A 22,973-nucleotide genomic window follows, 5' to 3' on the forward strand; every position below is an offset into this window, starting at 1 on the left:
GCTATAAGTACCTCTCTTCAAATTCTATCTTGACGGTCGGTTTTGTCCTGACCCAGCTAGAAGAAAATACTTCAAGAGTGGATTTCCCGGGTGGGATAGTAAGAAATGTAGAGCCGTGGACAATATCTACAATCCGCTCCAAACCGTCCACAGTCACCGTGTCATTTTCGCTATTTAACACCACGCTAGACCCGATTGGATAACGATTAGGAATATCTTTGGTAACAGCCACAAAGTCCTTACGATACATCAGACCATCAAGATACATACGAGTAACCAAAGGCTTGTTTCCTATAGCGCCAAATGCCACATGGACTTTAGCCGACTTCCTACCCTTGATTTCAGGAATAGTGAAGGTATTATAAGAACCCCACCAATAAACGGTTATTGTATCATCATTCCGCTTTATATCTGACCAGCCTCTCGGTTCATTGAATGGGTTATGATGATTTTCATGTGTTCCTAAAAAAGTCCACTGCTTGATAGTATGAAATCCACCCTTACCATTAGCGACAAAGAAATTATACTCACAGCCCAGTCCATAGGCTCTTTTATAGGTTTCTACACCGTACAAAAACCGTCCCTGTTCATCAGAGACGGTTAACTTAATAAAACCGTATTGGTTAGCGGCACCAAGCCAAAAGACTTGCCTCCACCAGATGTAATCATTCAGAGAGCCAGTAGCTCCTGAGCTGTCAGCTGGTATATCCCACGTCAAACTCCCTGCATTGTTTCCAGCAGTTCCTCCGGGACTTTGTAGGAACAAATGCTTGCGGCCTTGCCAGTCTACGCTTCTCACAGCACCCCTAAGATTCTGTGATGTATCGTTTAGGATAGCAATGTTCGGCGTTGCCGCACTTAAGCCAGTTGTAATTTTACTATCTCGATAATCAAAGAGTAACTCTGACTGTCTGACAACTTCTTTATCAGCTTCTTCACGATCTCCGATTTCCAAAGCTCCACTCGTATTCACCACGCCAATGTAACCATTTTCTGCATGATGCTTAACTGTAACGATAGGAAAAGCCGGCACGTTGCCATTATTGACTATATCAAAAGTAACCTTATCAGACGACACCGCACCGTTGTCGAACTTGCGGTAGGTGGTGCTGTGCGCAACCCCGTCAGGTACAAAAAACTCAATGGTCGTTTCATCGTACCAGTCCGCAATTCCCTCTAGGTTTATATCACCTTTCGGGATAGCCATATAGTACCTATCAGGTTCATCTGGAAGCTCTAATCTCTGCTCGCTGTCCGTATGCAACAGTCCTGACACTTGCTCCCGCAACTTGTTGATGTTTTCAGTAGCGATAGTAGGGTAAGCTACCGTATCAACAAATTCTGGAGTTATTGCCCTTGTTGCCAGACTGACCTTAACCTTAATGATCTTAGCTCCGAACATGACATCTTGGAGATTGACGCCGATTTTGGGAGCATTGTTGGTCTGTATCTGCCTTTCATTACCGACAGTCCGCTCAATCCTTAAAATAGTTAAAAAGGGCGATAAATCAACGCCCTTGTATGAAAACCTAGACAATTATTTTATCCCCCCTTAACATATCTTGTAGTTGTCGCTGCTCGTTTTGATACTCAGAAAGTGATTGGCCTGTCGCACGGGCAAACTCACGGCTATCGATTTCAAGAACCGTATCACGACTAACAAGATCCTTGATAGTGGCTAGCGCTTCTCTAATAACTCCCATCTGTTCGTCATCTTGTCTGCGGTAGGTAACCTCCACAGACCTAGAATGCCGCCCAACGTCAAAGCTATAAGCAAGATTACCAGCCATTAAATCGCCAACCTGAGTATTGAAGTCATCGATACCATCAAACATTGATGCCATCGCTCTGTCAACAAATTTCTGACTCTTATCAATACCAACTGCCACACCTTGACCAATGAAGACACCTACCCGATCACGGAATAGCCTCGCTGGCGAGTGAATTTGTGCCTTTGCTCGTGCCGCCCTCTCGGCTTGCGCTACTAAGGCATTAGCTGCCTCTGTAACTGCTCCAAGTGCTGAATACATACCTTGAGCCAATCCTTGGCCAATCATAGCCCCTACACCTTGCATGGCTCCAGCTCCAGCCATTGCTGTTGAACGGATTGCGTTTACCATGGCAGACATTGCAGCCGTAGCTGAGCCTATACCTGAACGGATACCGTTTGTCACGCCGTTAGATACTCCACGCCCTGCCTGTTGGCCAGCTTGCGTCATCTGACTAGCTGACTGCCTTACAACAGATACCATCTGTGTCATGCTTGAACGCATGGTAGACACGGCTTGTGTCATGGCAGAACGTACAGCAGAATTAAGCTGAGTCATTGCTGATGTTGCAGCACTTGAAATGCTGGCGAAGCCTGAGGCAACCATAGGAGCTGATGTAGCTAGTTGCATGATTGATGTCCGTGCCATCATTGCTGATGTGGTAATAGCTGTAAATCCAGCTGGTACTGTTCCAAGTATGTCACCAAGGACACCGATAACAGCAGATACTGCTGAAAACCCTGCTGACATTGCAGCAGCTCCAGCTTGTGCCATCATCATTGAGGCTGACAGTGCCGTTAATCGACCTTGCAAAGCAGAGATACTAGCAGTTGACTCTGCCAAGCCTGCAAAAGAGGTCACGACTGCACTTGCAAAAGACATCATAGCAGAGGCAGCTGTGGTCATTGCACTTGGTAAAGTTCCAACGCTTGAGCTCAGGGAACTAAAGGCAGCAGGTAAGGCTTGCATTGCCACACTTGCCACTTGTGCTGATGTTGCAATTAGTCTAAGTCCAGTTCCTGCTTGTTGCAATCCTGGTCCTGCTGATGCAATTCCCGAATTTGCAATAGCTGTCAAACCAGTAGCAACCGCCGCCAAGGTTCCGACTAAGTCCCCTAGTTTTAGATCAACTAGCATTTTGATACCTTGAGCCATCAACTTAACACCTTGACCTGAGTTTTTGGCCGCATTTCCCATACTTTCGAAAATACCCGCAATTCCGTCAAGGATATTACGAACAGACGAACCAAATCCCTCGATAACACCCTTAGCACTATCAAGGATATTACTGATTTGCTCGCCGAGTGTCTTAAAAAGATTGGTGATTGAATCGATAATTGGGCTGATTTGACTAATCAGATTATCAAAGGCACTCACAATCCCTTCAAGAACTGGAGCAACAGCTTGAACCATCGCAGTCAATTCTGGAATGAATGGAGCTAGAGCTTGCACGATTTGGACAATAGCTTGGCTGACGACCGTGACAATCGTTTCAAACATTGAAGTAATATCCGGAATAAATGGTGCTAAGGCTTCAACAATCGAAACAATAGCATTAGTAATCACCGTGACAATCGTTTCAAACATTGAAGTAATATTCGGAATAAATGGTGCTAAGGCTTCAACAATCGAAACAATAGCATTAGTAATCACTGTGACAACTTGGACAAATGTATCAGAAATAATTTGAACAATTGGAGTGATTGCTGTGATTATTTGGGTAACTCCTCCAGCAATAGCTGTCACTAAGCCAGAAACTGCTGTGATTATTGACGGTAACGCTGCAGCAATTATCGAAACAATGTTAGTCACAACCTCACCAAGTGCCGTCACGAATGGAGCAGCTGCAGCAAATGCCTGACCTACTGCCACAATTAGAGGTGACAGCATTGACAAGGCTGTTGCAATAGTGAGCATAACTGGTTGAAGTGTGATGAGCGTAGTTGCAAAGGCTTGGAGAACGCCTCCAACAAGATTAACTAAAATATCAGACAAGCCTTGTAAAAATGGAAGTACCATACCCTGAACAGCACTCAAGGCTATCAAGGCGGCGGTGACCGCTGCAATACCTAAAGCAAATGAAGCCACACCAACAGGATTTAACATGGAGATTGAGGAAGCAATACCACGGAAAGCTGTTGCAATCCCTGAGCCAATCCCCTTGAAAACTGCTGAAATAGACTTCCCAAGACCAGAAAAGACTCCTTTGACCGCTGAACCTGTCGACTTAGCAAGTCCAGTCAGTTTAGCGAATGGATTTGGAAGAGCTGGGAACTTGAATAGTTTTGAGAACTCAAAACCTTTCAACTTCTTCAAAGCCAAGATAGCAACACCGACACCGCCAATGAGCGGTCCGAATGCTCCAACATTTAATTTTTTCAGACTGTTCACAATACTATCAATAGCTGGTTGCGCCATGGTCTTCAGTTCATTAAATTTGTTCTTGACAGACTCAACAGCTGAATTGACCATGTTTCTGAATCTCTCAGAATGATTGTAAGCATAGATAAAGCCTGCCACAAGTGCCGCAATAGCAACAACTGCCAAACCAAAAGGATTGGACATGACTGCTCCAACTGTCTTGAAGACACTGCCAATACCGCTGACAGCTTTGATAATTCCACCAATTGCCAGCAATACCGGTCCAGATCCTACTGCAATAGCCAGAACCCACTTCTGCCACTCAGCCATCGGGAGATTATCCCAAATGTTCTTCAATACTCGCTTAATATTCTGGACAAATATCTCAACAGTCGATTTCAAGTTCTCCATCAAAGTCTTGACATCTGCGTCAGCAGCACCAAAACCTGCTACAAGGTTCTGCCCGGCAGCAACCATCGCCTGGAATGACCCTGACACGGTTTCACTTGCTTCCTTGGCAGTTGTTCCAGTAATTCCCAGCCTGTCCTGTGTGATCCCTATGGCCTCAATCAAGGTATGGAATGGAATATCTTTGACATTCTCAGCTGTTGCTTCAAATGCCCCATTTAATACCCCAGACTCATTGACCAAACGTGCCATTTCTGACTGTGTACCACCGTAACCAAGTTTCAAGTTGTCCAGCATGGTATAGTTGTCTTTGGCAAATCCTTGATAAGCGTTTTGAATATCGCCTATGGCAGTACCCATCTTGTTTGCGTTATCTGCCATTTGGACAATAGCCTTATCACCATAAGCAGCAGCCTTTGCAGTATCGCCACCCAATCCTTGCAAAAGAGTCGCCGAGAATGATGTTACCTGCTCCATGTATTTCACACCAGAAACACCCGCCCTTGTGTAGGCAGTTTCAGAGTTAGCAATCACTGAGGCTGCTGACTCTTTGAACAAAGTTTCAACACCACCGACAGCTTGTTCAAGGTCCGCATAGGACTTGATGATTGCAGTAACCCCTGCCGCTACTGGTGCAGTAATTCCAGCAGTTAAGGCACTACCTACACCCATAAAGGCATCTCCGATAGAGTTGAGTGAAGTTGTTGCACTCTTGAAGTTCTCCACCGACTCCATGGCTTGACGCATGCCAGCTGTAAATTGCGACGTACTAGCTTTCAGTATGACTTCTATCGTGTAACTTGACATCAGTATCCTCCTTTCTCGTTGTAGTTTTGCATACGTTTGGCAAGGGCAATTAGATTGCTATTGACCGGGGGAGCAAAGTTATCCCCAAGAACTGCATTCTTACGCTTCATTTCGTCATAGAAATCCTCGAACTCCTTATAGACATATTCCTTACCTTTTTTATCGGTTGCTTTGACAATGCGGTTCAAGTAGGCTTGCAGGTAGATTTCTCGCTCCCTTTCTAACCGCTTCATTATGTGTCCACGTTTCCTCAACCTGTACTCAACAAGTGTCATTCTTCCAGCCTGAGCATAATCTGAGATACCGAACAAACCAAAAATAGTAGCCAACATATCCTCATAGATTTCCTGAGAGTCACTGGCTACCGTTGTTTTTACTTGGCTTGTTTCTCTATTGCTTCCAACATTTTTGTGACTTTTAGCTTGGTCATTGGTGCATTCTTTAAGGCAGATAAAAAATCATCAAAAACCTTCTCAAGATTGTCCCCCTGCTCCTCAATCCATGTTTCAATGTCTGCAACGCTTGGGATTGATTTCAGTGTATGAGTTGCTGATAAGATAATATCTACGATGACAACTGGGTTGAAGTCCTGTAAGTAGATAACAGATGACTGAATACCCATTCCGAACTTGACTCCATTTCCAGAAACTTCATAGCGTTTGTCCATTTCACGAATAAAGTCAATTCCAAAATACAAGTCATATTTTTTGCCGTTAATTTCAATCTGTTTCATCTATTTGTTACTCCTTTTTTGTAATAAAAATAGGGGAACCTATCCCCTATTAGCCTGTGATTGCAGTAGTATCCGCAAATGCATATCGGATAGCTGCTTCTTGTTCGGCTGTCAAAGTAGCATAGCCCTCAACTGGCTTACCATCAATTGTCATCTCAGTAGAGATTGTTTCCAAATCTTCCACGTTAGACGGTACTTCCCAGCTTGAAAGCGATCCTTGGGCATACAATGCCGGGTATTTAGCACCTTGTTTTGTACCTGCAAGGTCAATTTCCCAAACTTCCAGCTTGAAACCTTGTTCAACGGATTGCTTGAGCATTTTGTTCAACTCGTCACGGTTAGCTACTGCTTCAATTGACAAGGTTACTTCAAGACCGCCGTCAGATGTAACCGCACCGTCTTTGGTCTTCTTAACATCATTGGAACGCTCGTAATTCCAAGAATGTTCTGTCTGTAGAGCCAGCTTTGCAGCCGCCTTTTTGTCCCCTAATTTGCGGAACATCAAAATTTTATCTTTACCATAATTTGCCATTTTGCTATTTCCTCCTAATGAAATTTGAATTTTAAGTCAAGAATGCCATGGTAGAGCAGTTCTTGAGTAGAGTTATCTTTGATGATTTCGGTTGGGCTGGTTAAATCCATTGACCACCTTGTGCTGTCAATCTGCCTAATTGTGGAAAACTCCCTCATGAGCTCGCCAATCCAGTCAGAAACCAGCTTCCTATCATCTGCCTTGCCCCAGACATCAACTTGAGCTGATACCGTACCCACTAAGTAGGATTTAGTCGGTTGAGGAACAATCTGAGTATAAGCAACCACCATGAAAGGATAGGGCGTGCCGTCTGGTGGCAAAAATGGATAGGCAGTAAGCCCCAGTTCGTTTGACCGCTTAATCAATTCATCATGAAGCTGTTGATCAGGTTGTTTACTTAACAATGCTGGCCCTCCTTAATTCCGCTATGAATTGTGGTTCAATTTCATCAAGAGCTGGCTTCATGAATGGCTGTGCTTCCATTTTCCGAGTACCTTTTTCGAGGTAGCCCGAGTACTCGGTTCCAGCTTCTACCTTGGCAGTAAAACCGCCGTCAGTAATTTCAAGGTTAATGTCTCCCTTGGTTGCTCCAGTAGAATATCCTTTAGTAAATATTGCTTTTCTCTTAGCTGTTTTCTGCAGTTTTCCGCCAAAATTCTTAACAATAGCCTTGTGTGCTTTATTGTTTGCGGCGGTCTGTAAAGCTCTAATCAATGGTTCATCGCCTCGGATCTCCAACTTAGCCATTTAGCGCCTCACTTACATAAAAAATCGTCCTACCGTTCCTGTGAATCGGTGTTTTGACAATAGTAAAAGGCCGACCTTCTAATTCGAGCGAGTCGACCTTTTCCCTATACTCTCTGACATGCACAACCAAGCTAGACTGATTCAATTTGCTTCCAAACGCATTCAACAATTCAACTCGCACAGGCGATATAAAACAGGGGATTTCAGCAACAATCTTTTTCTCCGAAACCATTCGTCCCAAGTCGCTATCGTAGTGCTTTTTTTCGTCTCTACAGAGCCGTACACGCTGATTGTACCTCATAGGATATAAATACCCCCTTTGCGCTCTTTAGTCTCTAAAAGGCTTAATTTGGAGCGTATCAAGTCGTCGTATGGTTCAAACTCTGACGCAGTGTCATCGTAAGTGACCGAATGCCCCTCAATCGATTCCGCCTTCGTTCCTTCTGACCCCCGGCGATTGAAACGTTTAATGGTGCAATCTTCGATAACGAACGAGAAAATATCCTCAATCGATTCAACTGAGTAAGCCAATTTAAAGTGATCTGTAGCCTTGCGAATCAGTAACAAAAGTAATTCATCTTGCAAGTTATCATTGATATCCAAGTCTATTTTTACGCTTTCAAGTACAGCATACTCGTCCAGTTTAGACATACGATACCCCCTATTTCAACAATTCCAGTAATTCCAGCTTCTTAGCTTTAGGATTATACTCAATGCCGAGTTCGTCCAATTTCGCCTTAAGTTCATCCAATTTCAAATTGCTAAAATCGTCTGATTTTTTATCGGACAAAAAACCAAGGGCAGTCAGTTCTTCTGTCCTGCCCCCATTATAGATTTGTCCAATGTAGTAGACCTCTTTAGTCTCTTTGTCTCGGAAAGTCTTGATTACATTTCCCATAGTCCGCCTCCTAGGCTTCTGGCACAGTTGAAAGCATGTATACTTCGTCCAAGCGTTCAAATGATGGCAAGGCAATCATAGAAACCTTAGTCTCAACATTAACTGGATCAGCATGCTTAATTGTTGTTACTGCAATACCAGTATCGACAATAGCAACTTTTGCAGAATCTGAGTTACCCCCAAGCAAGTCTGATTCTTCTGGAGTTGTACCAAACACAGTCTTGCCGAGTGCGCCGTTTGGAGCAAGTGTTACATGTCCATCTGGATAGAATTTCTTAGTCACGCCGTCATCATCTTTGTACGTCCCGTTTTCGACTGCAACTGCAAGACCGTACTCTGATTCAAGATAATCCTTCAATTCACGGTTTGTCACACCAGCACGGTCTGGGGCAGTTGGCTTGATTGCCAAAAGGGTTGATTTAGCAACCTTAATTTCTGCGAATGTCTTGGAATTAAGAATCATCACCTCGGCCTTGCCACCAGTTGCAGCTAGCGCATCTACAGCTTTGGAGATGTCCGCAAGAGGTGTCGCAGTTGCAGAATCTGACCAAGCAGTCGATACAACTCCTTTATTGGTATCAGCCACACCATAATCAATGTCACGAGCTACGCCGTTGGAAATGATACCGATTTTACCAGTTGCCAACACTTGGAAGCGCATTGCCTGCAAGCGAGCATGAGCGCCACTCAACAAACGAGCTTCATCATCAAAGATACCTTCGATAATTGTATCAATCAATGCCTGATTGCCAGTCTGCCCAATCAGATTGAGTTGCTGACGATCTGACTCTTTTACAACAATCCCTTCTTTGAAGTAAGGCATTTCTTCTTCGTTAAGAGTTACGTTCATACGCTCACGGAGTGTTGCTTCAGTATCAAATGCAGATGCACGAAGAACAACCGGAAGTCCAGCTGAGCCTTTAATAAAAGCAAGTTTCAAGCCAAGCTGTTTCTTAGCTGGAAAGGCACGCTCTCCCAGAGTTGCCTCTACATTGGCTTTAGAGGTATTCCAATAACCTGCCAAATTAGGGGCAGTTACAACGTCATAAATTAAAGCCATCTATTAAGCTCCTTTCACAAATTGGATATGAGGGAGTTTCCCTTTGATTGCGTCTGATACAGTTCCGCCGTTTACTTTATCAGCACGCAATGTGCCACGGTAAACCAAGGAAGCTACTGCATCACCATCTGTTACATCTGCATCATAGAGAAGGACTCCATCTGGTGCAGTTGCATTCGCTTTCGCCTTCTTGCTACGGTCATCAAATACAGATGCACCATCACCAGCCAAGAGAGTACCGGCTTTTAGGATTTTTCGACCGTTTTCAGTCACTGCGCCCGTAGTTTCTTTGTCAATCGTCACGGAAATCGCCTCATAGGTCATGTTGTGCAAGATTTCAGCGACCCCAAAAAGTGTTTTTTCTGCCATATTGGCCTCCTTATACTAATTTTTCGCTAGTGTTCTTGTTTTTAGCAAGCCTAGCTCCATAATTGGTTTGTTTTGACACCTCAGAACCTACTCCTGGAGTGTCTTGTCGAATGGTCTTCTTGACTTCCTCAGATACTGCTACGTTAAACGCTGAAATAAAGCCCGTCACAGCTTGTTTTGTCTCCTCGGCATCTAGTGTAACCAATCGACCTAAAAGCTCATCAGAAAGCGTGATATTCGAGTCCAAAAGCATGCCACGAGCGATATTCTTCATCTCATTAAGAGTCTTTTCATCCTTCAACGATTGCAACTCAGCGAGAAGTTTATCGTGTTCATAGTCGGCTTTTTCCTTCTCATTCATCTTCGCTAACTTATCAGCTTCATCTTGTTCTGCCTTGAATTTCTTCTCAGCGTCTTTGTGAGCTTTAGCAACTGCACGACTCACATTCTGTTTAATCATTTCAGTCACTTCCGCTTGTGTATATGTCTTTTCTGCTGTAGCTTCCGTTTTCACCTCTTCTTGAGTGTCGACTTCCTCTTGAGATACTTCTTCGACTACACCGTTTTCGACTAAATCTGCCATACAGGCACCTCCTTGTTTTGAGTCCTGTCGGACTGTAAAATCTTGCACAGTTTAAGGCCTTAAGCATGTTTTGGGCAAATAAAAACCGTATGGATTTTCACACGGTATAAAGTAGTCTTTCCTACCAGTCAAGATGAGTGACCACCTCCTTACTTGCGACTAAACCAAGAATTTTTAGAAACCTTATCAGCCACTTTTTTCTCAAGGTAATTAAATCTTGAGTTAGTAGCCTGCGCATTGCGTTCTATAACGGAACGTAGTTCAGTGATTTCCTTCGCTTGTTCAGAAATCTTGTCATTTTGTTCTGCCACTGCGGACATAAGCAAAAGCTCACGAGCCAGACATTCTGCGAGTTTGATTTCAAGCCAGCGTTTCTTTTTGATACGTTTGTTCATAATCTTCTCCTTTTTCTTGCAAAATTAGCTGTTTTGATGTATAATTTAATCAAAACTGAGGAGGTCGAGCACCCATTGGAGCGCGGTTTCCTCAGTTTTTTTGTATGGGTTGAACAATAGCAACGACCTCACTACCTCTTTTGAGGACTGCGATTTCTAAGCCACGTCGTCCCGAACGGTACACATCATCTAACTGTCTCAACAAGTCCTCATCACTTAGAGGGCTTTTTGTTGCATCAAATATGATATTAGGCGCTTGTACTTTTGCTTTTCTAGAGTTATTGTCAATGACATATTTTCCAGAGCCAGAAAAACCTTTCAAATCAAAAGGGACACCCGCCATCAAATAATCAGGGGTATTTACATTCTCAGGATTATTAACCCTCGGTAAGATGTCAACGTGCATTCCCGTCTTACTAGAGAACCAACTTGCCACCCTATGCTCATAATTTGAGTGGTCAGATACAACATTGTGACCGTCCACCACATAGGTCTTTCCGTCCTTTGTGACCTGATTGCTAATATCAATGTCTGGCAAGTGATTTTTACCATCAATTAGCTTATTTGTAATATTGGCCATATGTGGATAGCGTGAGTTCCACGACTCCTGTATCAACCGTTCATACTCATCGTTTTCTGAATAATGAGCAGCAGTAGAACAACGGCAATGTGGATGCATGGGTGCAGCATTTTTACCCGATTGCATGTCTTTCACTTTGAAAATTTTACCATCTAACGGTTTGCACAAGTCACAAGCGCTAGGCTCGGCAATATATTCATATTCAGCGTAATCATTGTCGATGTACGACTGTCTTTGTGCTTCTGTAGCCACCCTAGCCCCCTCTGTGATAGCCAGCCGTCTAGCCTCATAACTTGTCACATCAAACTCTCTACGAAGCCTGGAAACAAGCGCAGTAGGATTCTTGCCACGTAGTAAGTATTCCTCTGTTAATTCTGCCGTCACAGAACGCAATTCAGTCTGGCGCTTCCAGATATTATCTGACCAATTCGCGCCGTAAAAGTTAGCATTAATCGTAGTCTCGGCTAATTGTTTCAATCGATTAGGGCTTGGTACTGATTTACCTAATAATCCAGCTTGGAATTTAAGTTCTTTGACATATTCAGCGTTTAGAAAACGACTGGTCAGTCGATGCTCTCCCTCCGTTAAGGCAACTAATTCCAGATCCATTTGATACTGTAACAATTCCAAACGGTTGACTTTCATCTTGAGATTGTAGAGAGCTAGTTCCGAATTAGCCTTGGCTGAAAAATCCTTCTCAGCAACATACTTCTTCGCCTTTTCTTCAAAAGCCTTAACATCCATTTCCGAAACACGTTTCTTGACCTCTGTTAACGATATATTGTTCTTCTCGCCGTATCTGTCTGTAAAGGCTCTGATTTCCTTTTCAAGGGCATCAAAATGATAAGCATATAATCGTTTCATCTCGTCCGCTAAAGTCGCATCACGCTCGATTTTAGCCCTCTGTTCGGCTTCGATACGTTTTCGCCAGTAATCACTCGCCATCAGCAATCACTTCCTTCACTAAGTCGCTATCACTCAGGCGCTCATTCATCGCAATGATGCGAGACATGCGACTAGCACCTTGTTCTTCTTCGGATAGCTTCTTAAGTTCAGCTTTTGGATCTTCCACAATATCTGTAATCTGCATAGCGGTCTCTTTTGACACTTCTCCACCAAGAGCTTGGAAGGCCTCTATCTTCTCTTGCAAGGATTTAGGTAGGTTAGGAGTAAACGTTATTTTCAGTTTAGCCACGTCAAAGTCTTTTATTTCTTTGAGGATTGTTGACACTGTTGCAATCAATCTGTATCTACGTTTGAGCGATCGTTCAAAAAGTGCTTGCATGTCTACGCGCTCCTGGTCAAGACCAAACACCTTCCACTTCATTGCCTCGCCAGACTGTACACCGGCAAAACTCTCGTCTGTCATGTCGGGTGTGTTAGTAAATTTATGAATATCGTTTACCACACGTTTTTTATACGCCTCTGTTCCGTTGACATCATATTGCTTGTATAGATACTTAGCACCAATATTGCCTTCTTTTCCTTCGTTATCAGTCGGAGGTTCAAGATTCATCATGCGAGCTTTTCGCATCTTCCCCATGAATGCAATTTGTTTTTCAACTGTATCGACATAGTCGGGAAATGAGATGCGCCCAAAGACTGCCAAGATAGCATCTGACAAGTCCTTCATATAGTTAGCTGTATCAGATTGAGCGCTATCGTAAAGGTCAATCAAAGATAGCTCCGTCTCATAGTCGCCCATACCGTTTCCTGTATTTAAATATTCTGTGATGGGCACTAAGCCGAACGCATGAGGTTTGCTATCAATCTCTTTCAACTCGCCATCATATTCAAACGTCACGATTTTATCGCTCGTATAGAGTTCGATTATTTTTTTATTTTCATCAAACTGCGACTTTTGATAATAACGCACACCAGCTATACTATGATTCTCCAGAGTCATGTCAAAAATAACAAAAGTTCCTAGCGGGTCTAACTTGACCGCCCGTGTAGTGTCATCCTTAGCACGATATACCAAGTCGTAAGCCCTGCCGACCTTCGACAAATCAAGCACAAGCCCCCTGTTGAGTTGGTGGAAGTCATTCAGTTTGGACAGTTCTTTCAAGGCTTCATTTGTTGTCTCATCTTCCTCGTAATCAACACGAATAGGGTTTCCGACCAGGTAGCCTTGCTTAAAGCTAGCAATGGCCTTACCAAAATTATGAACAGCTCTGGAATCTGCCATATCTTCTTCCCTGCGTCTGCCAACCTTGCTAACTTCGTGATTATTACCCTCTGCATAATCGTATAGCTCTTGAATGCGTGGTCTCTGGATTGTCTCGTGATGCTCAATATAGCCACGTAGCAATGAGTAGTGGTCAGCCTCAAGGTCTTCTAACTTCTCTACACGATAGCGCAAACGAGCTTCGCGGTGAAAGCGGAACTCAAGCTGCTTGCTTTTGCCTGTACTGTCGCTAAAAGTTTCAATATAGCTCATATTTCTCCTTTCCTATAAACCAAAACCAGCTCGTAACACATCGAACTGGTTGCCTTTTGGTTTGTTGTTCTGAATATAGTGAGAGTAGATTGCATATCGCAAACTATCTAACACATCATCATTTTGTTTCTCAGGTTCACCAGTTTTCTCGTTCCAAACATACTGATAAATCTCATCTTTGAACTTATTGACCTTATCTGATACAACAAAAAAGCGACCCTGTTTCATCAACATAGCCACTTGTTCAACGCCGCTCAAACGAGCCTTTTGCCCATTGAAACACTTGATTTTTTCACGCCTAAAACGGGCAACATGTTCAGGACGGGCAGAATCAGCATAAAAATAGATATTCCCATAACGTGATTTGATGTCCTTAGCAATCTCTACCCAGTAATCAATTTCTTGGTACTGTGCCGAATGTTCTTCCAAGAGATAGACCTGACCATCTGCGGTCTGCCCACAAACTACAATAACACCATGGTGCTCATATCCCCAGTCAACGCCAGCGTAATACGTCGTGATTTCGTCCATTGGAACGTCGCTACTTGATACATACATCTCTTCCTTGAAATCACGATAGACTGCTCCCTCGCCGCTGACCCAACGGCCGTAGATACCCCGTTCAGTAAACATCCCGCTCGGAGTAGTAGCAATCTGATTCTCGATATAACGCTGATTAAGAAAAGTATTGTCGAACATCGTGAAATGATTGGCAATGATACTTTTACCGTCTGCTTTGTCAATGTAATCTTTCTTCAACCAATGATTCGGATGGTCTGGGTTGGTATCGCAAATGATACGTGCACCATAACCTGAACAACGTTTCCGGATTTCGTCAAAAACCTCCTTATTGGCCAATGTCGCCTCATTGATATAAGCACCGTAAGAAGTCATACCACGAATGGAGCGAAGTCCTGCGATAGACCCAGTAAAGGTCGTTACGACATAGACACCAAACAGCATAAAATTACCATGCTTGTCAAACTTGAAATCAATGCCATATTTATCAGATAACTCCCGTAGAATATTCGTCTGCAAAGTTCCAGCGCTTGTTGCACCGAGAATATACATTGGAGTATCCACGTCATCATGCTTTGCATTCTCTTTCGCTCTGCGAAGTTCCAGCAGAAACAAATCATTGTCAAGTTGCGTCTTACCAGCACGAACAGCACCGTGGTTAATCATCATGTACCAATCTTCACGTAATGCACGCTTTAAAATGCTGATTTGCTTATCATGATACAACCTATCAATCCCCATTCAGTGCATCCTCCAATTCTTTGAAATAGTTATCTAATGCAGTTTCTGTACGAGCAGTAGCTTCACCTTCGGACAACATTTTAGCCAAACTGTCTGCTGATTTCTGACGCTCTTTCAAGCGTGCAGGTATTTCGATAACTTCTTGCATTCCGTCGCCTGTCATGATTAAATCCGTGTCATTGACCTCTCCACGCATGACAGCCGTGTGAAACTGCTTTATTTCTATAGCTGAGGCGATAGACAACTCCGCGCTACGTTTATCAAAGTTTTCCTTTAATATTTTGATGACTTCCTGGACGTGAAAAAAGTTAGGTTTTGTTAGGAGTTGACTAGATGTCACTTTAGCGGTTCTATCCGAATACCCCACTTGTCTAGCTGCTTCTGTAGCATTTTTAAAGCCGCTGGCTACATAAGCCAAAACGAACTGCCTTTGCTTCTCTCTCGATGACGGCCAATCAGACATCAGCTTAATTGCATCATCTGTCAGCTCGTCTACAATTTGTTGATGTCTATCAATGACCACCACCTCCAACCCAAAAAAGCCACACGGGTGTGTGACTAAATTTCCGACTTTAACTACCAATTAAAATCTTCCAACGGGAACAGCAGGACTCGAACCTGCCCTCTTTAGCCTCTTGAGTAACTCTCCATAACAGGCAGGGCTTACTGCCTTACCCTTATTTCTTGATGATACTATTCTAACACCGACGAAAACGAATAATCTATGCAAAAACTTTTGATTTCTTGACAAAAACTTTTAAAAACTCTAATTTTGAACCAACAAACATCCATTTCTGTACTGTTCCGCAAACGATAGCAGTGCATCATTTAGCTCGATATAGAAACTAGCCTCAGACAAATACAGGTCGTTGTAGATTTCAAAATCATATCGCTTGCCTGCGTAGAGATACTTCTCGTACAGTATACGTCTGTGCGTTGGATTGAGTAGATTGTTGATTGCATACTCAATAGCTTCAAGTTCTGACTCTGCATCCACTCGATTGATAGCCAGACGCTCTACTGGCTTGCTTGGCGAACCATGTGACCGCCTCGGCTCAAAAGAGTACGTCGCAGTGACTTTTTGACCGTCAACATCGCCTGCAATTCTGCGCCAGCGTGGATATTCTCTTAGCTTTCTCTTAACATTTCTAATTGTCTGTTTTTCATCGATTTCTGGAAAAAAAGTCATCTGCTCATACCTTTCTATGATATAATATATTCATCAGTTATTATTCACAGTCAGTACGAGCAGTGCTGGCTTTTTTGTTAGCTATTTTCCGGTGTCTGTAATCACATCACCAGAGGTCTGCACTTCAACCCAGCCGTGCTTCATACGAGCTTCCGCTTCTTTCATACGGATTAAGTTATCCGTAATTGATTCAGATAGTTTCTTATTTGCATCAGCTTCTGCTTGAGCTTGAATCTGTTTTGTTTCAGCTTCAATCTTTGCGCGCTCCTGTTCCTGCTTAGCAGTATCAACTTCTTTCTGTTTAACAGCTTCATTCTTGATAGCTTTTTCGATGTCGTCCCCTGCATCTGTATCAATGATTGTTACAGCCACCAATTCAACACCGTACGAGTCCAAACGTTGCTTCAAGGCCTCTTCAAATTCAGTGTAAACTTGATTTCGTTTTGACCCTAGCAACTCAACGATGTTATAATTCACCGAAATCTCTTCCATAGCACGTTGCACCGCCGGCTCAATTCCTTTTTCGGCCAATACCTCTACATTTCGAAAATCACGAAATACTTTCATCGCATTCTTTTCGGATACTCGCCATTTAACATCAATAGTTGAGTCAAGATACTGCGCATCGTTCGTCTGCGTAGTGACTTTCTCAATTTTTGTGGTCTGAACTTCTGTAGATAGCTTGTAAATTTTGTCAAGAAATGGCATATAGATATGATAGCCACTACCAAGCGTTTCATCTTGAACGCCAGATACTGCACTATATTTGACCCCTACTGTATTTGCCGGGATTTTTGAAACTGCCGTGAGTCTAAATAACCCGCCAAGTAATACTACACTAGCTAAGATAATTCCTGTTTTTGTTGCGTTGTTCATTCTTCTATTCCTCTTTCTTTACAATCTGGAAATTCCGTAATATTCGTACCCACAATACTCACTACAAAAACCGTAGCTATTGAAATACTGCTCAAACACTCCGATTTTATCATCGCATACTGGACAATGTGTCCTACGGTATCTCTCCTCTTTGTTCAATCCCTTTAGTATTTTCTTTTTACGTTGTCGTCTGTTCATCTTCACCCTCCCGGATAACCTATATTCCTCCTTACCTATTTTCGCAAACGCCATCCAATGCGTTGTACCTCTTTGCTGGCCAAATAGTGGCTTGAATGGTATTGCGTTTAAAATTTCCCTAACGTTTATCTGACAGTCTGACCATTTAAAGATTAGTGTTCCATTCGGCTTCAATACACGCATACACTCTGCAAAACCTTTTACCAAGCCCTCTTTCCAGGTAACTTTATCAAGCTGTCCATACTGTGCTTTCATGACCGAATTAGGACCTGCCCATTTCAAATGCGGCGGGTCAAACACTACTAAATGGAAACTTCCATCATCGAATGGCATGTCTCGAAAGTCTCCGATGACATCAGGATCAACGTTGACCTTTTTTCCGTGTATTTCAATTTTTTCTTTCCTAATGTCCATGAAAGTCACATGTTCGTTTTCCTTATCAAACCAAAACATACGACTACCACAACAAGCATCTAATATTTTCATTTATTCTTAACCTCCTAAAGAAGCGAACGGTACTTCCCAGCTATAATTATCATATGTTTGTACAATATCCTTAACAACCACACCCTTATGGATTTCTATCTCTTGTGTAAATTCCATGCCCATCTCGAATGTAAAGATTTTAATATCAACATCAAACTTACTAGAAATCTCTTGATAATTAGCAGATATTGCAGACCACGCTTGCTTGAAATTGTCCAACTCAACGATTAAGAAATCATCATCCAACCAAATTTCAATAGTATCATGAATTATGAGTGCGCGTCTTGTACCCTTGATGTAAAAGCAAGAATCAGCACTTTTGAATAACAACAATTCACCATCATATTTTTTCTCAACAGTTACACTTTTGTCCTCAGAAAACATGTATTCCAACGCTGATGCAATATTTTCTGCTCTACCTCTTAATTTAATAGTTCCTTCTGCCCAATTTGCCATATTTAACCTCCCGGATACTGCACATACCTGTTCATCTCTTGTAGCTGCTGCGTGATGACTTCGTTGCGCTGTTGCTGATACTTCACTTTAAATTCTAATTCTTCAATTCTATCTTGTTGAATAGTGACACTGTGTGCTAAAAACATCACGCTGATAATTAAACCTATAAAGCAACCAAATATGTAGCCGTTTGCTATAGCTTCTCTAAATTTTCTACTCATGTTCCTCCTCCTAATTTATTATCTACCTTTTTCATTGAACAACTCCAAAATTGTAATAAATTTCATATTGATTTAAAATATCGTACGCTTGAGAGATAAAACTTAGATAGTCAATTTCCGCTCCAAAATAGTGAATAACCAACAGCTGCGATTCTAAGTGATTTCTAAGTCGTACTAACATTAACTCATCTAACTCCTGATTCACTGCATCAATATCGATTTCCTCTTTTTCGACAGGTTCTCTAGGTGCATGCCAGTGGTAGTCAACTGTTAGTTGACTACTTGTTGTGTAAACAATCTTTTTCAATTTGGCATCGTAGATTTCGCTATGAATATCAGAAGTGGTCTTTTGCTTGTCAATTACAAGGAAAAGCACTTCAATCTGCGTGTCTTCAAATCCATTTCTCACAGTGTTTAGCTCCAGTAACCGATTGCCAACCAATTCCCGCATTTTCTTTTCTGCGCCTCGGTAGGCAATGCCAGGGAACATGATATAGAATGCATATCGTTTGGTATACTTGAGTGACTTAAGCAAGAAAATATCATCAACTACACCCGATTTTTTCCAAGGGAAATCAGATTGAATAGCCTGTCTGTCTTCCTCCGGCAAATCCTTAAACTTAATTGAATATGGCGGATTCATCGCAGTCACATCAACCTCTGGATTCTCGTCATAGAGAAAGAAACTCTGATTATATACGACTGCGTTCGGATAATTCTCTTTAAGTGCTTCACATGCGAGTGTCTGAATTTCCACAGCATGAAACTCTTTTGGCTGGATGAATTGCTCCAACTGGCCCGACCCAGCCGCACCGTCAAAAATTGAAACATTCTCACCACAATATTGCCTAACCTTATCCGCTAGATACTGACGCAAGACAGGACTTGTAATATATTCAGCATGCTTATTGGCTATTTGACGATTGTTAAATTCTTTGAAACTCAATTATTCTCCATCTCCTCTATCAACCAATCCAAGTGCTGACGGGCCTTTTTTCAAGTCCTCGCCTCCATTTTTCATTTGAAAGCGTAGCAGATACTTAATAACATTGCCCCAGCAGTAAGCTGCTTTCCCTGCTAAGTTGCCGATAAAATTATCGACAACTGCCATAGCTTCAAGGCCATGTTTACCTTGGTAGTGTTTCGGTTTTGTGATAGTGTCAAATTGTGCCATTTGCTTTTTCCTCCAACCATTCAAATATCATGCCAAATTGGTTCAAGACCAGTCTGTCATCATTGTACTTCTTACTAATTTCTGCCATTGACTGCACACACCATTTCCAATAAGCATCTGTCGCAAAGCCTACCTCTTGCATCTTTTGATTGCTAGCTCGCATCCATGCAGGAACTTCTTTTTCAAAAAATTCAATATAATTCATTCCAGCACCTCAACTCGAATGTATATTCCAACAATATCCGACCAAAATTTTTCCACAATCTCGCTGGCCACTTGTGCATCATCCTCCCAAAATCCAACTTTGGTCATGCAATCCTTTAGCAACTTCTGCAGATTGTCCGTATCTGGTTTCGTCGTCTTGTACTGGCCATGCTTAGAATTTTTCGTCCGAGGAAATAGCCACTTGACTGTCAAGCGAATCGGACCTTGAAACTTGTCTGGAGGAACGTGCTTTGCCAGCAGCTCCTCGTACTTAGCTCTGGCATCTGCCAACTTTTCAGGCTCATAAAATTGCGGTTTACCATTGATCACTCGAACCTGTTTCTGTTGGTGTGTCACGGTAGGTATTTTTTTCATTGGCAGGAAAAATCTAATTGTCATAATCCACCCCGGTCCACTTTCTAGTTTCGGGATCATAGGTGATGTATCCTGCTGATTTTAATTGCTCTCTGACAAAATTTAGCATTTCAGACTGTTGACCAATCCAATTAAGAACTTCTGATTTTTTATAATCAAATTCTTGACCAGGCAATGTGTGATAGAGCGGTGGCATATTTTTCCCTGCATCTAAATTGACAGAATACTTTTTCTTTTTTCTAACCATATTTATTTGAACTCTCCATATTTTTTAATTTTTCGCTTTAAGTCCAGAGTGAAGGACAGGGTTACAGGGTTACAAGGGGCGGATGCATAGCCCCCTTGTACCTGTACCTGTTCTTCTGGACCTCTAGGGACATTTCTCTAAAATTATTACCTAAAAGGTATAATTTCTGTCCCTCAGTTTGTCTCTCGGACATTTTCGATTATTTATCGAATTTGTCCGTCCTTTTGTCTCTTTAGGGTCATTTTGACATTTTCGATTTTTTGACCCTTTTGTCCATAGACATCCAAGGACATTTAATCGATTTTGACCCTTTTTGACCTATTCGAGAATGTCCCTTTTGTCTTTTTGTCCCTCGACGATTATGCCGTTATCTATTTCAAATTTTTCATGGTTGTCTATCCACCTGCGGATTGTTTTTTCAGATTTAGAATAGTATTCCGCAACATCTGCTATAGTGACAGGTTGATCACCGTCAGCATTAGCTTTTAATATTTGTATAGCAGTCTCTAGCAATTCATCTTTTGACTTCTTAGGTTTATCCTTTTTCTTTTCAAAATTCTTCTTCCACGGAGAATTTTTGGAGTTAGTCTCTTCAAGTTGAATATCTGCCAGCACCCCCGACTCATCTACTATATGCACTGGATAGCTAAACCACATATCAACCGGTTTAAATTTGGCAAACTCCCGTAACGTTCCTTCTACACGCCAAGCAGTTGAAATTTTTACCGCATGCACGACTTTGTCAATTTCGTCTGTATAGATCTTACGAATCAATACATCCTTGATAGCCTTCTCAAAGTGGTTACGCATCTGTGTCCTACTTTCCAAATCATCTAAGCTGACATATTGTTGGTAGTAGTTCAGGGCGCGCTCCTGCAAGGCTTTTTGATAAATAGCACAGCTCGCTTTGTCAGACCGCATCTTAATCAAGTCATCGTTAAGTTCAAGTTCTACTAGGTCAATCAAAGCGTCCGGGTCACGGGCAAATACTCCAGAACCACTTGCACGGTCCATGGACTTCTTACCACCCTGTGCTCCTTTTGAATGGTGGTGACAGTAAATTACACTACAACCAAGCTCTGTCGCTACCTTATCGAATTGATTGGTAAAGTGAGCCATTTGGTCAGCGCTGTTTTCGTCACCGGTCAATACCTTATAAATTGGGTCAATAATCACTGCAATGTAGTCCTTTTTCAAGGCCCTACGGATGAGCTTGGGAGCTAACTTGTCCATTGGAACGGTCTTACCACGCAAGTTCCAGATATCAATGTTTTGGATATTGTTAGCTGGCACACCCATGGCAGTATAGACATCCTTAAAACGATGTAAGGCCGACGGTCTATCCAACTCAAGATTGACATATAGCACACGTCCCTGCTCACATTGCCAAGCAAGCCATTTGATTCCTTCTGCGATTGCGATTGCTAACTCAATCAAAGCAAAGGATTTGCCAGCCTTGGACGGTCCAGCCATGAGTAACTTGTGACCTTGACGAAGTAAACCACTGATTAACTCGGGAGCTAAGTCTGGCATATCATTCCATGATTCTGATAAGCCTTCCGGATCTGGCAAATCATCATTCAAATCCTCAATCCATTGATACCACTCTTCATAGTTGGCCTTACCAATGTTGGTGTCAATCAGAAACTGCTTTTTACCATTTCGCATAATACCTGGCATCCGTGATAATCGGCTAGGATTGCGATTTTGAGTATCAATATCAAGTCCGTTCTTCTTGCAGATTTGGTAGATGTAGTCCACACGCTTACGGTATTCTTGGTAATCTCTGGCATCTACCTTGACGATAGCATGCAAGGATTTCTTCCCGCTGTGGACCAAAGCAGCAATCGGCAATTCTAGTTCTTTAAATAAAGCGTATTGCTTGCCTAGTTCCATGCTGTCGGATTCGACCAGAGCATAGCGGAAGTCAGTCACGTTGTCATTCTTAACACCTTTGCCGTCCAGTGGATTGAAACGAATCCAAGCTCCAGCCTCTTCCTTGTAATCTCCAAATACTGCACCGATGTCTCCATTGCATTTTTGAAGTAACTCAATCAGTTCTCCTGCCGTCCGGGCATACGCTCCTTGTGTTGGTTTGTAGATAGTCTCCCCTTCCTTGCCAGGAATAGTATAGGTTTCTGTCACATATCCGACCTTATCTGTACTTTCAAAAATAGTCTGTAGATAAGTGATGATTTCAGCAACTGGCGACCACTTATCATTGCTTGGTTCACAGATATCCTTAGACTCTACCCAATGTTTGTCAATGATTCGATAGTCCTTATCAATAGTATCGTTCCAATCAAGCTCACGAAATTCTCCACTACCTGTGTATTCGGACACCCAGCCACTATCCTTAGCCATTTGAGTGATGGTAGCACCAGTCACTGCTCCAAGACTGCCACCTTGAAATGTATCCCACTTCTTAAAACATTCCCCGCGCTTGTATCTACTAGGGTCTTTCTGAGACCACATATCCCAATCCATTGCTGTATAACCCTCCTGCTTAAGAGCCATCCCTACATTAATCCAGTCTTGATATGACAGAGTGGTCGGATTAATGTAATCAAGCAATGGGATGAGGTCAAATTCTCGTTCTGTCATC

The 22,973-nt window shown here is 42.5% G+C and carries 27 protein-coding genes and 2 pseudogenes; all 29 read right to left on the reverse strand.

The annotated features are described in order from the left end of the window. Position 1: 1 nt before the first annotated feature. Entirely contained in the window at positions 2-1,537 is a 1,536-nt protein-coding gene (locus BVE84_RS05465) for a distal tail protein Dit (protein WP_076996059.1), read from the reverse strand. Then, complete coding sequence (locus tag BVE84_RS05470; protein ID WP_076996060.1) at positions 1,530-5,345, reverse strand: phage tail family protein; 3,816 nt, start codon at positions 5,343-5,345, stop codon at positions 1,530-1,532. The genes BVE84_RS05465 and BVE84_RS05470 overlap by 8 nt, the downstream gene beginning before the upstream one ends. Continuing rightward, positions 5,345-5,578 (reverse strand): hypothetical protein, encoded by a 234-nt coding sequence (locus tag BVE84_RS05475; protein ID WP_228062195.1) that lies wholly within the window; start codon positions 5,576-5,578, stop codon positions 5,345-5,347. Before BVE84_RS05475 ends, BVE84_RS05470 begins: the two co-directional genes overlap by 1 nt. Positions 5,579-5,718: 140 nt before the next feature. Then, positions 5,719-6,078 carry a tail assembly chaperone gene (locus BVE84_RS05480; protein WP_076996061.1) on the reverse strand — a complete coding sequence of 120 codons (360 nt, stop codon included), beginning with the start codon at positions 6,076-6,078 and terminating at the stop codon, positions 5,719-5,721. 49 nt (positions 6,079-6,127) lie between these two features. After that, positions 6,128-6,610 carry a phage major tail protein, TP901-1 family gene (locus BVE84_RS05485; RefSeq protein ID WP_076996062.1) on the reverse strand — a complete coding sequence of 161 codons (483 nt, stop codon included), beginning with the start codon at positions 6,608-6,610 and terminating at the stop codon, positions 6,128-6,130. Positions 6,611-6,624: 14 nt separating this feature from the next. Beyond that, on the reverse strand, positions 6,625-7,014 hold the full coding sequence (locus tag BVE84_RS05490) for a gp17 family tail completion protein (RefSeq protein ID WP_076996063.1): 390 nt from the start codon (positions 7,012-7,014) through the stop codon (positions 6,625-6,627). After that, positions 7,004-7,357, reverse strand: a complete 354-nt coding sequence (locus BVE84_RS05495) for an HK97-gp10 family putative phage morphogenesis protein (protein WP_076996064.1) — start codon at positions 7,355-7,357, stop codon at positions 7,004-7,006. Before BVE84_RS05495 ends, BVE84_RS05490 begins: the two co-directional genes overlap by 11 nt. Then, entirely contained in the window at positions 7,350-7,658 is a 309-nt protein-coding gene (locus BVE84_RS05500; RefSeq protein WP_076996065.1) for a hypothetical protein, read from the reverse strand. The genes BVE84_RS05495 and BVE84_RS05500 overlap by 8 nt, the downstream gene beginning before the upstream one ends. Further along, entirely contained in the window at positions 7,655-8,008 is a 354-nt protein-coding gene (locus BVE84_RS05505; protein ID WP_076996066.1) for a phage head-tail connector protein, read from the reverse strand. Before BVE84_RS05505 ends, BVE84_RS05500 begins: the two co-directional genes overlap by 4 nt. A 10-nt stretch (positions 8,009-8,018) precedes the next feature. After that, the gene (locus BVE84_RS05510) at positions 8,019-8,255 is read right to left on the reverse strand and encodes a HeH/LEM domain-containing protein (RefSeq protein WP_076996067.1); all 237 of its coding nucleotides are present in this window, start codon (positions 8,253-8,255) and stop codon (positions 8,019-8,021) included. 10 nt (positions 8,256-8,265) lie between these two features. Continuing rightward, on the reverse strand, positions 8,266-9,315 hold the full coding sequence (locus BVE84_RS05515) for a major capsid protein (protein WP_076996068.1): 1,050 nt from the start codon (positions 9,313-9,315) through the stop codon (positions 8,266-8,268). A 3-nt stretch (positions 9,316-9,318) separates the two neighbouring features. Continuing rightward, positions 9,319-9,684: a hypothetical protein gene (locus BVE84_RS05520; protein ID WP_076996069.1), complete on the reverse strand. Its 366-nt coding sequence runs from the start codon at positions 9,682-9,684 to the stop codon at positions 9,319-9,321. A 10-nt stretch (positions 9,685-9,694) separates the two neighbouring features. Next, positions 9,695-10,267, reverse strand: a complete 573-nt coding sequence (locus BVE84_RS05525; protein WP_076996070.1) for a DUF4355 domain-containing protein — start codon at positions 10,265-10,267, stop codon at positions 9,695-9,697. A gap of 149 nt (positions 10,268-10,416) precedes the next feature. Beyond that, a complete protein-coding gene (locus BVE84_RS05530) occupies positions 10,417-10,662 on the reverse strand; it encodes a hypothetical protein (protein WP_076996071.1) in 246 nt (81 codons plus the stop codon). A 91-nt stretch (positions 10,663-10,753) separates the two neighbouring features. Continuing rightward, on the reverse strand, positions 10,754-12,187 hold the full coding sequence (locus BVE84_RS05535; RefSeq protein WP_076996072.1) for a minor capsid protein: 1,434 nt from the start codon (positions 12,185-12,187) through the stop codon (positions 10,754-10,756). Then, positions 12,177-13,682, reverse strand: coding sequence for a phage portal protein (locus BVE84_RS05540; RefSeq protein ID WP_076996073.1), 1,506 nt, complete (start codon positions 13,680-13,682; stop codon positions 12,177-12,179). Before BVE84_RS05540 ends, BVE84_RS05535 begins: the two co-directional genes overlap by 11 nt. Before the next feature lie 12 nt (positions 13,683-13,694). After that, entirely contained in the window at positions 13,695-14,942 is a 1,248-nt protein-coding gene (locus BVE84_RS05545) for a PBSX family phage terminase large subunit (RefSeq protein ID WP_076996074.1), read from the reverse strand. After that, entirely contained in the window at positions 14,932-15,525 is a 594-nt protein-coding gene (locus BVE84_RS05550) for a terminase small subunit (RefSeq protein ID WP_228062196.1), read from the reverse strand. The genes BVE84_RS05545 and BVE84_RS05550 overlap by 11 nt, the downstream gene beginning before the upstream one ends. A 183-nt stretch (positions 15,526-15,708) precedes the next feature. Then, the gene (locus BVE84_RS05555) at positions 15,709-16,131 is read right to left on the reverse strand and encodes an ArpU family phage packaging/lysis transcriptional regulator (protein WP_076996075.1); all 423 of its coding nucleotides are present in this window, start codon (positions 16,129-16,131) and stop codon (positions 15,709-15,711) included. A gap of 81 nt (positions 16,132-16,212) precedes the next feature. Then, on the reverse strand, positions 16,213-17,007 hold the full coding sequence (locus BVE84_RS05560) for a prohibitin family protein (RefSeq protein WP_076996076.1): 795 nt from the start codon (positions 17,005-17,007) through the stop codon (positions 16,213-16,215). 237 nt (positions 17,008-17,244) lie between these two features. After that, positions 17,245-17,691, reverse strand: a pseudogene (locus tag BVE84_RS05565) (class I SAM-dependent methyltransferase); the annotation flags it as partial. A 6-nt stretch (positions 17,692-17,697) separates the two neighbouring features. Beyond that, positions 17,698-18,147, reverse strand: a complete 450-nt coding sequence (locus BVE84_RS05570) for a hypothetical protein (protein WP_076996077.1) — start codon at positions 18,145-18,147, stop codon at positions 17,698-17,700. Positions 18,148-18,149: 2 nt separating this feature from the next. After that, positions 18,150-18,368, reverse strand: coding sequence for a hypothetical protein (locus BVE84_RS05575; RefSeq protein WP_076996078.1), 219 nt, complete (start codon positions 18,366-18,368; stop codon positions 18,150-18,152). Between the two features lie 31 nt (positions 18,369-18,399). Continuing rightward, a complete protein-coding gene (locus BVE84_RS05580; protein WP_076996079.1) occupies positions 18,400-19,314 on the reverse strand; it encodes an N-6 DNA methylase in 915 nt (304 codons plus the stop codon). Next, positions 19,311-19,542, reverse strand: a pseudogene (locus tag BVE84_RS05585) (DUF3310 domain-containing protein). Before BVE84_RS05585 ends, BVE84_RS05580 begins: the two are co-directional and overlap by 4 nt. Beyond that, the gene (locus BVE84_RS05590; protein WP_076996080.1) at positions 19,529-19,747 is read right to left on the reverse strand and encodes a hypothetical protein; all 219 of its coding nucleotides are present in this window, start codon (positions 19,745-19,747) and stop codon (positions 19,529-19,531) included. Before BVE84_RS05590 ends, BVE84_RS05585 begins: the two are co-directional and overlap by 14 nt. After that, entirely contained in the window at positions 19,744-20,145 is a 402-nt protein-coding gene (locus BVE84_RS05595) for a RusA family crossover junction endodeoxyribonuclease (protein WP_076996081.1), read from the reverse strand. The genes BVE84_RS05590 and BVE84_RS05595 overlap by 4 nt, the downstream gene beginning before the upstream one ends. Next, positions 20,135-20,368 (reverse strand): hypothetical protein, encoded by a 234-nt coding sequence (locus tag BVE84_RS05600; protein WP_076996082.1) that lies wholly within the window; start codon positions 20,366-20,368, stop codon positions 20,135-20,137. The genes BVE84_RS05595 and BVE84_RS05600 overlap by 11 nt, the downstream gene beginning before the upstream one ends. A 318-nt stretch (positions 20,369-20,686) precedes the next feature. Then, positions 20,687-22,972, reverse strand: a complete 2,286-nt coding sequence (locus BVE84_RS05605) for an AAA family ATPase (RefSeq protein WP_076996083.1) — start codon at positions 22,970-22,972, stop codon at positions 20,687-20,689. Between the last annotated feature and the right edge of the window lies 1 nt (position 22,973).

The organism is Streptococcus azizii, from assembly GCF_001984715.1.
GTDB classification, from domain to species: domain Bacteria; phylum Bacillota; class Bacilli; order Lactobacillales; family Streptococcaceae; genus Streptococcus; species Streptococcus azizii.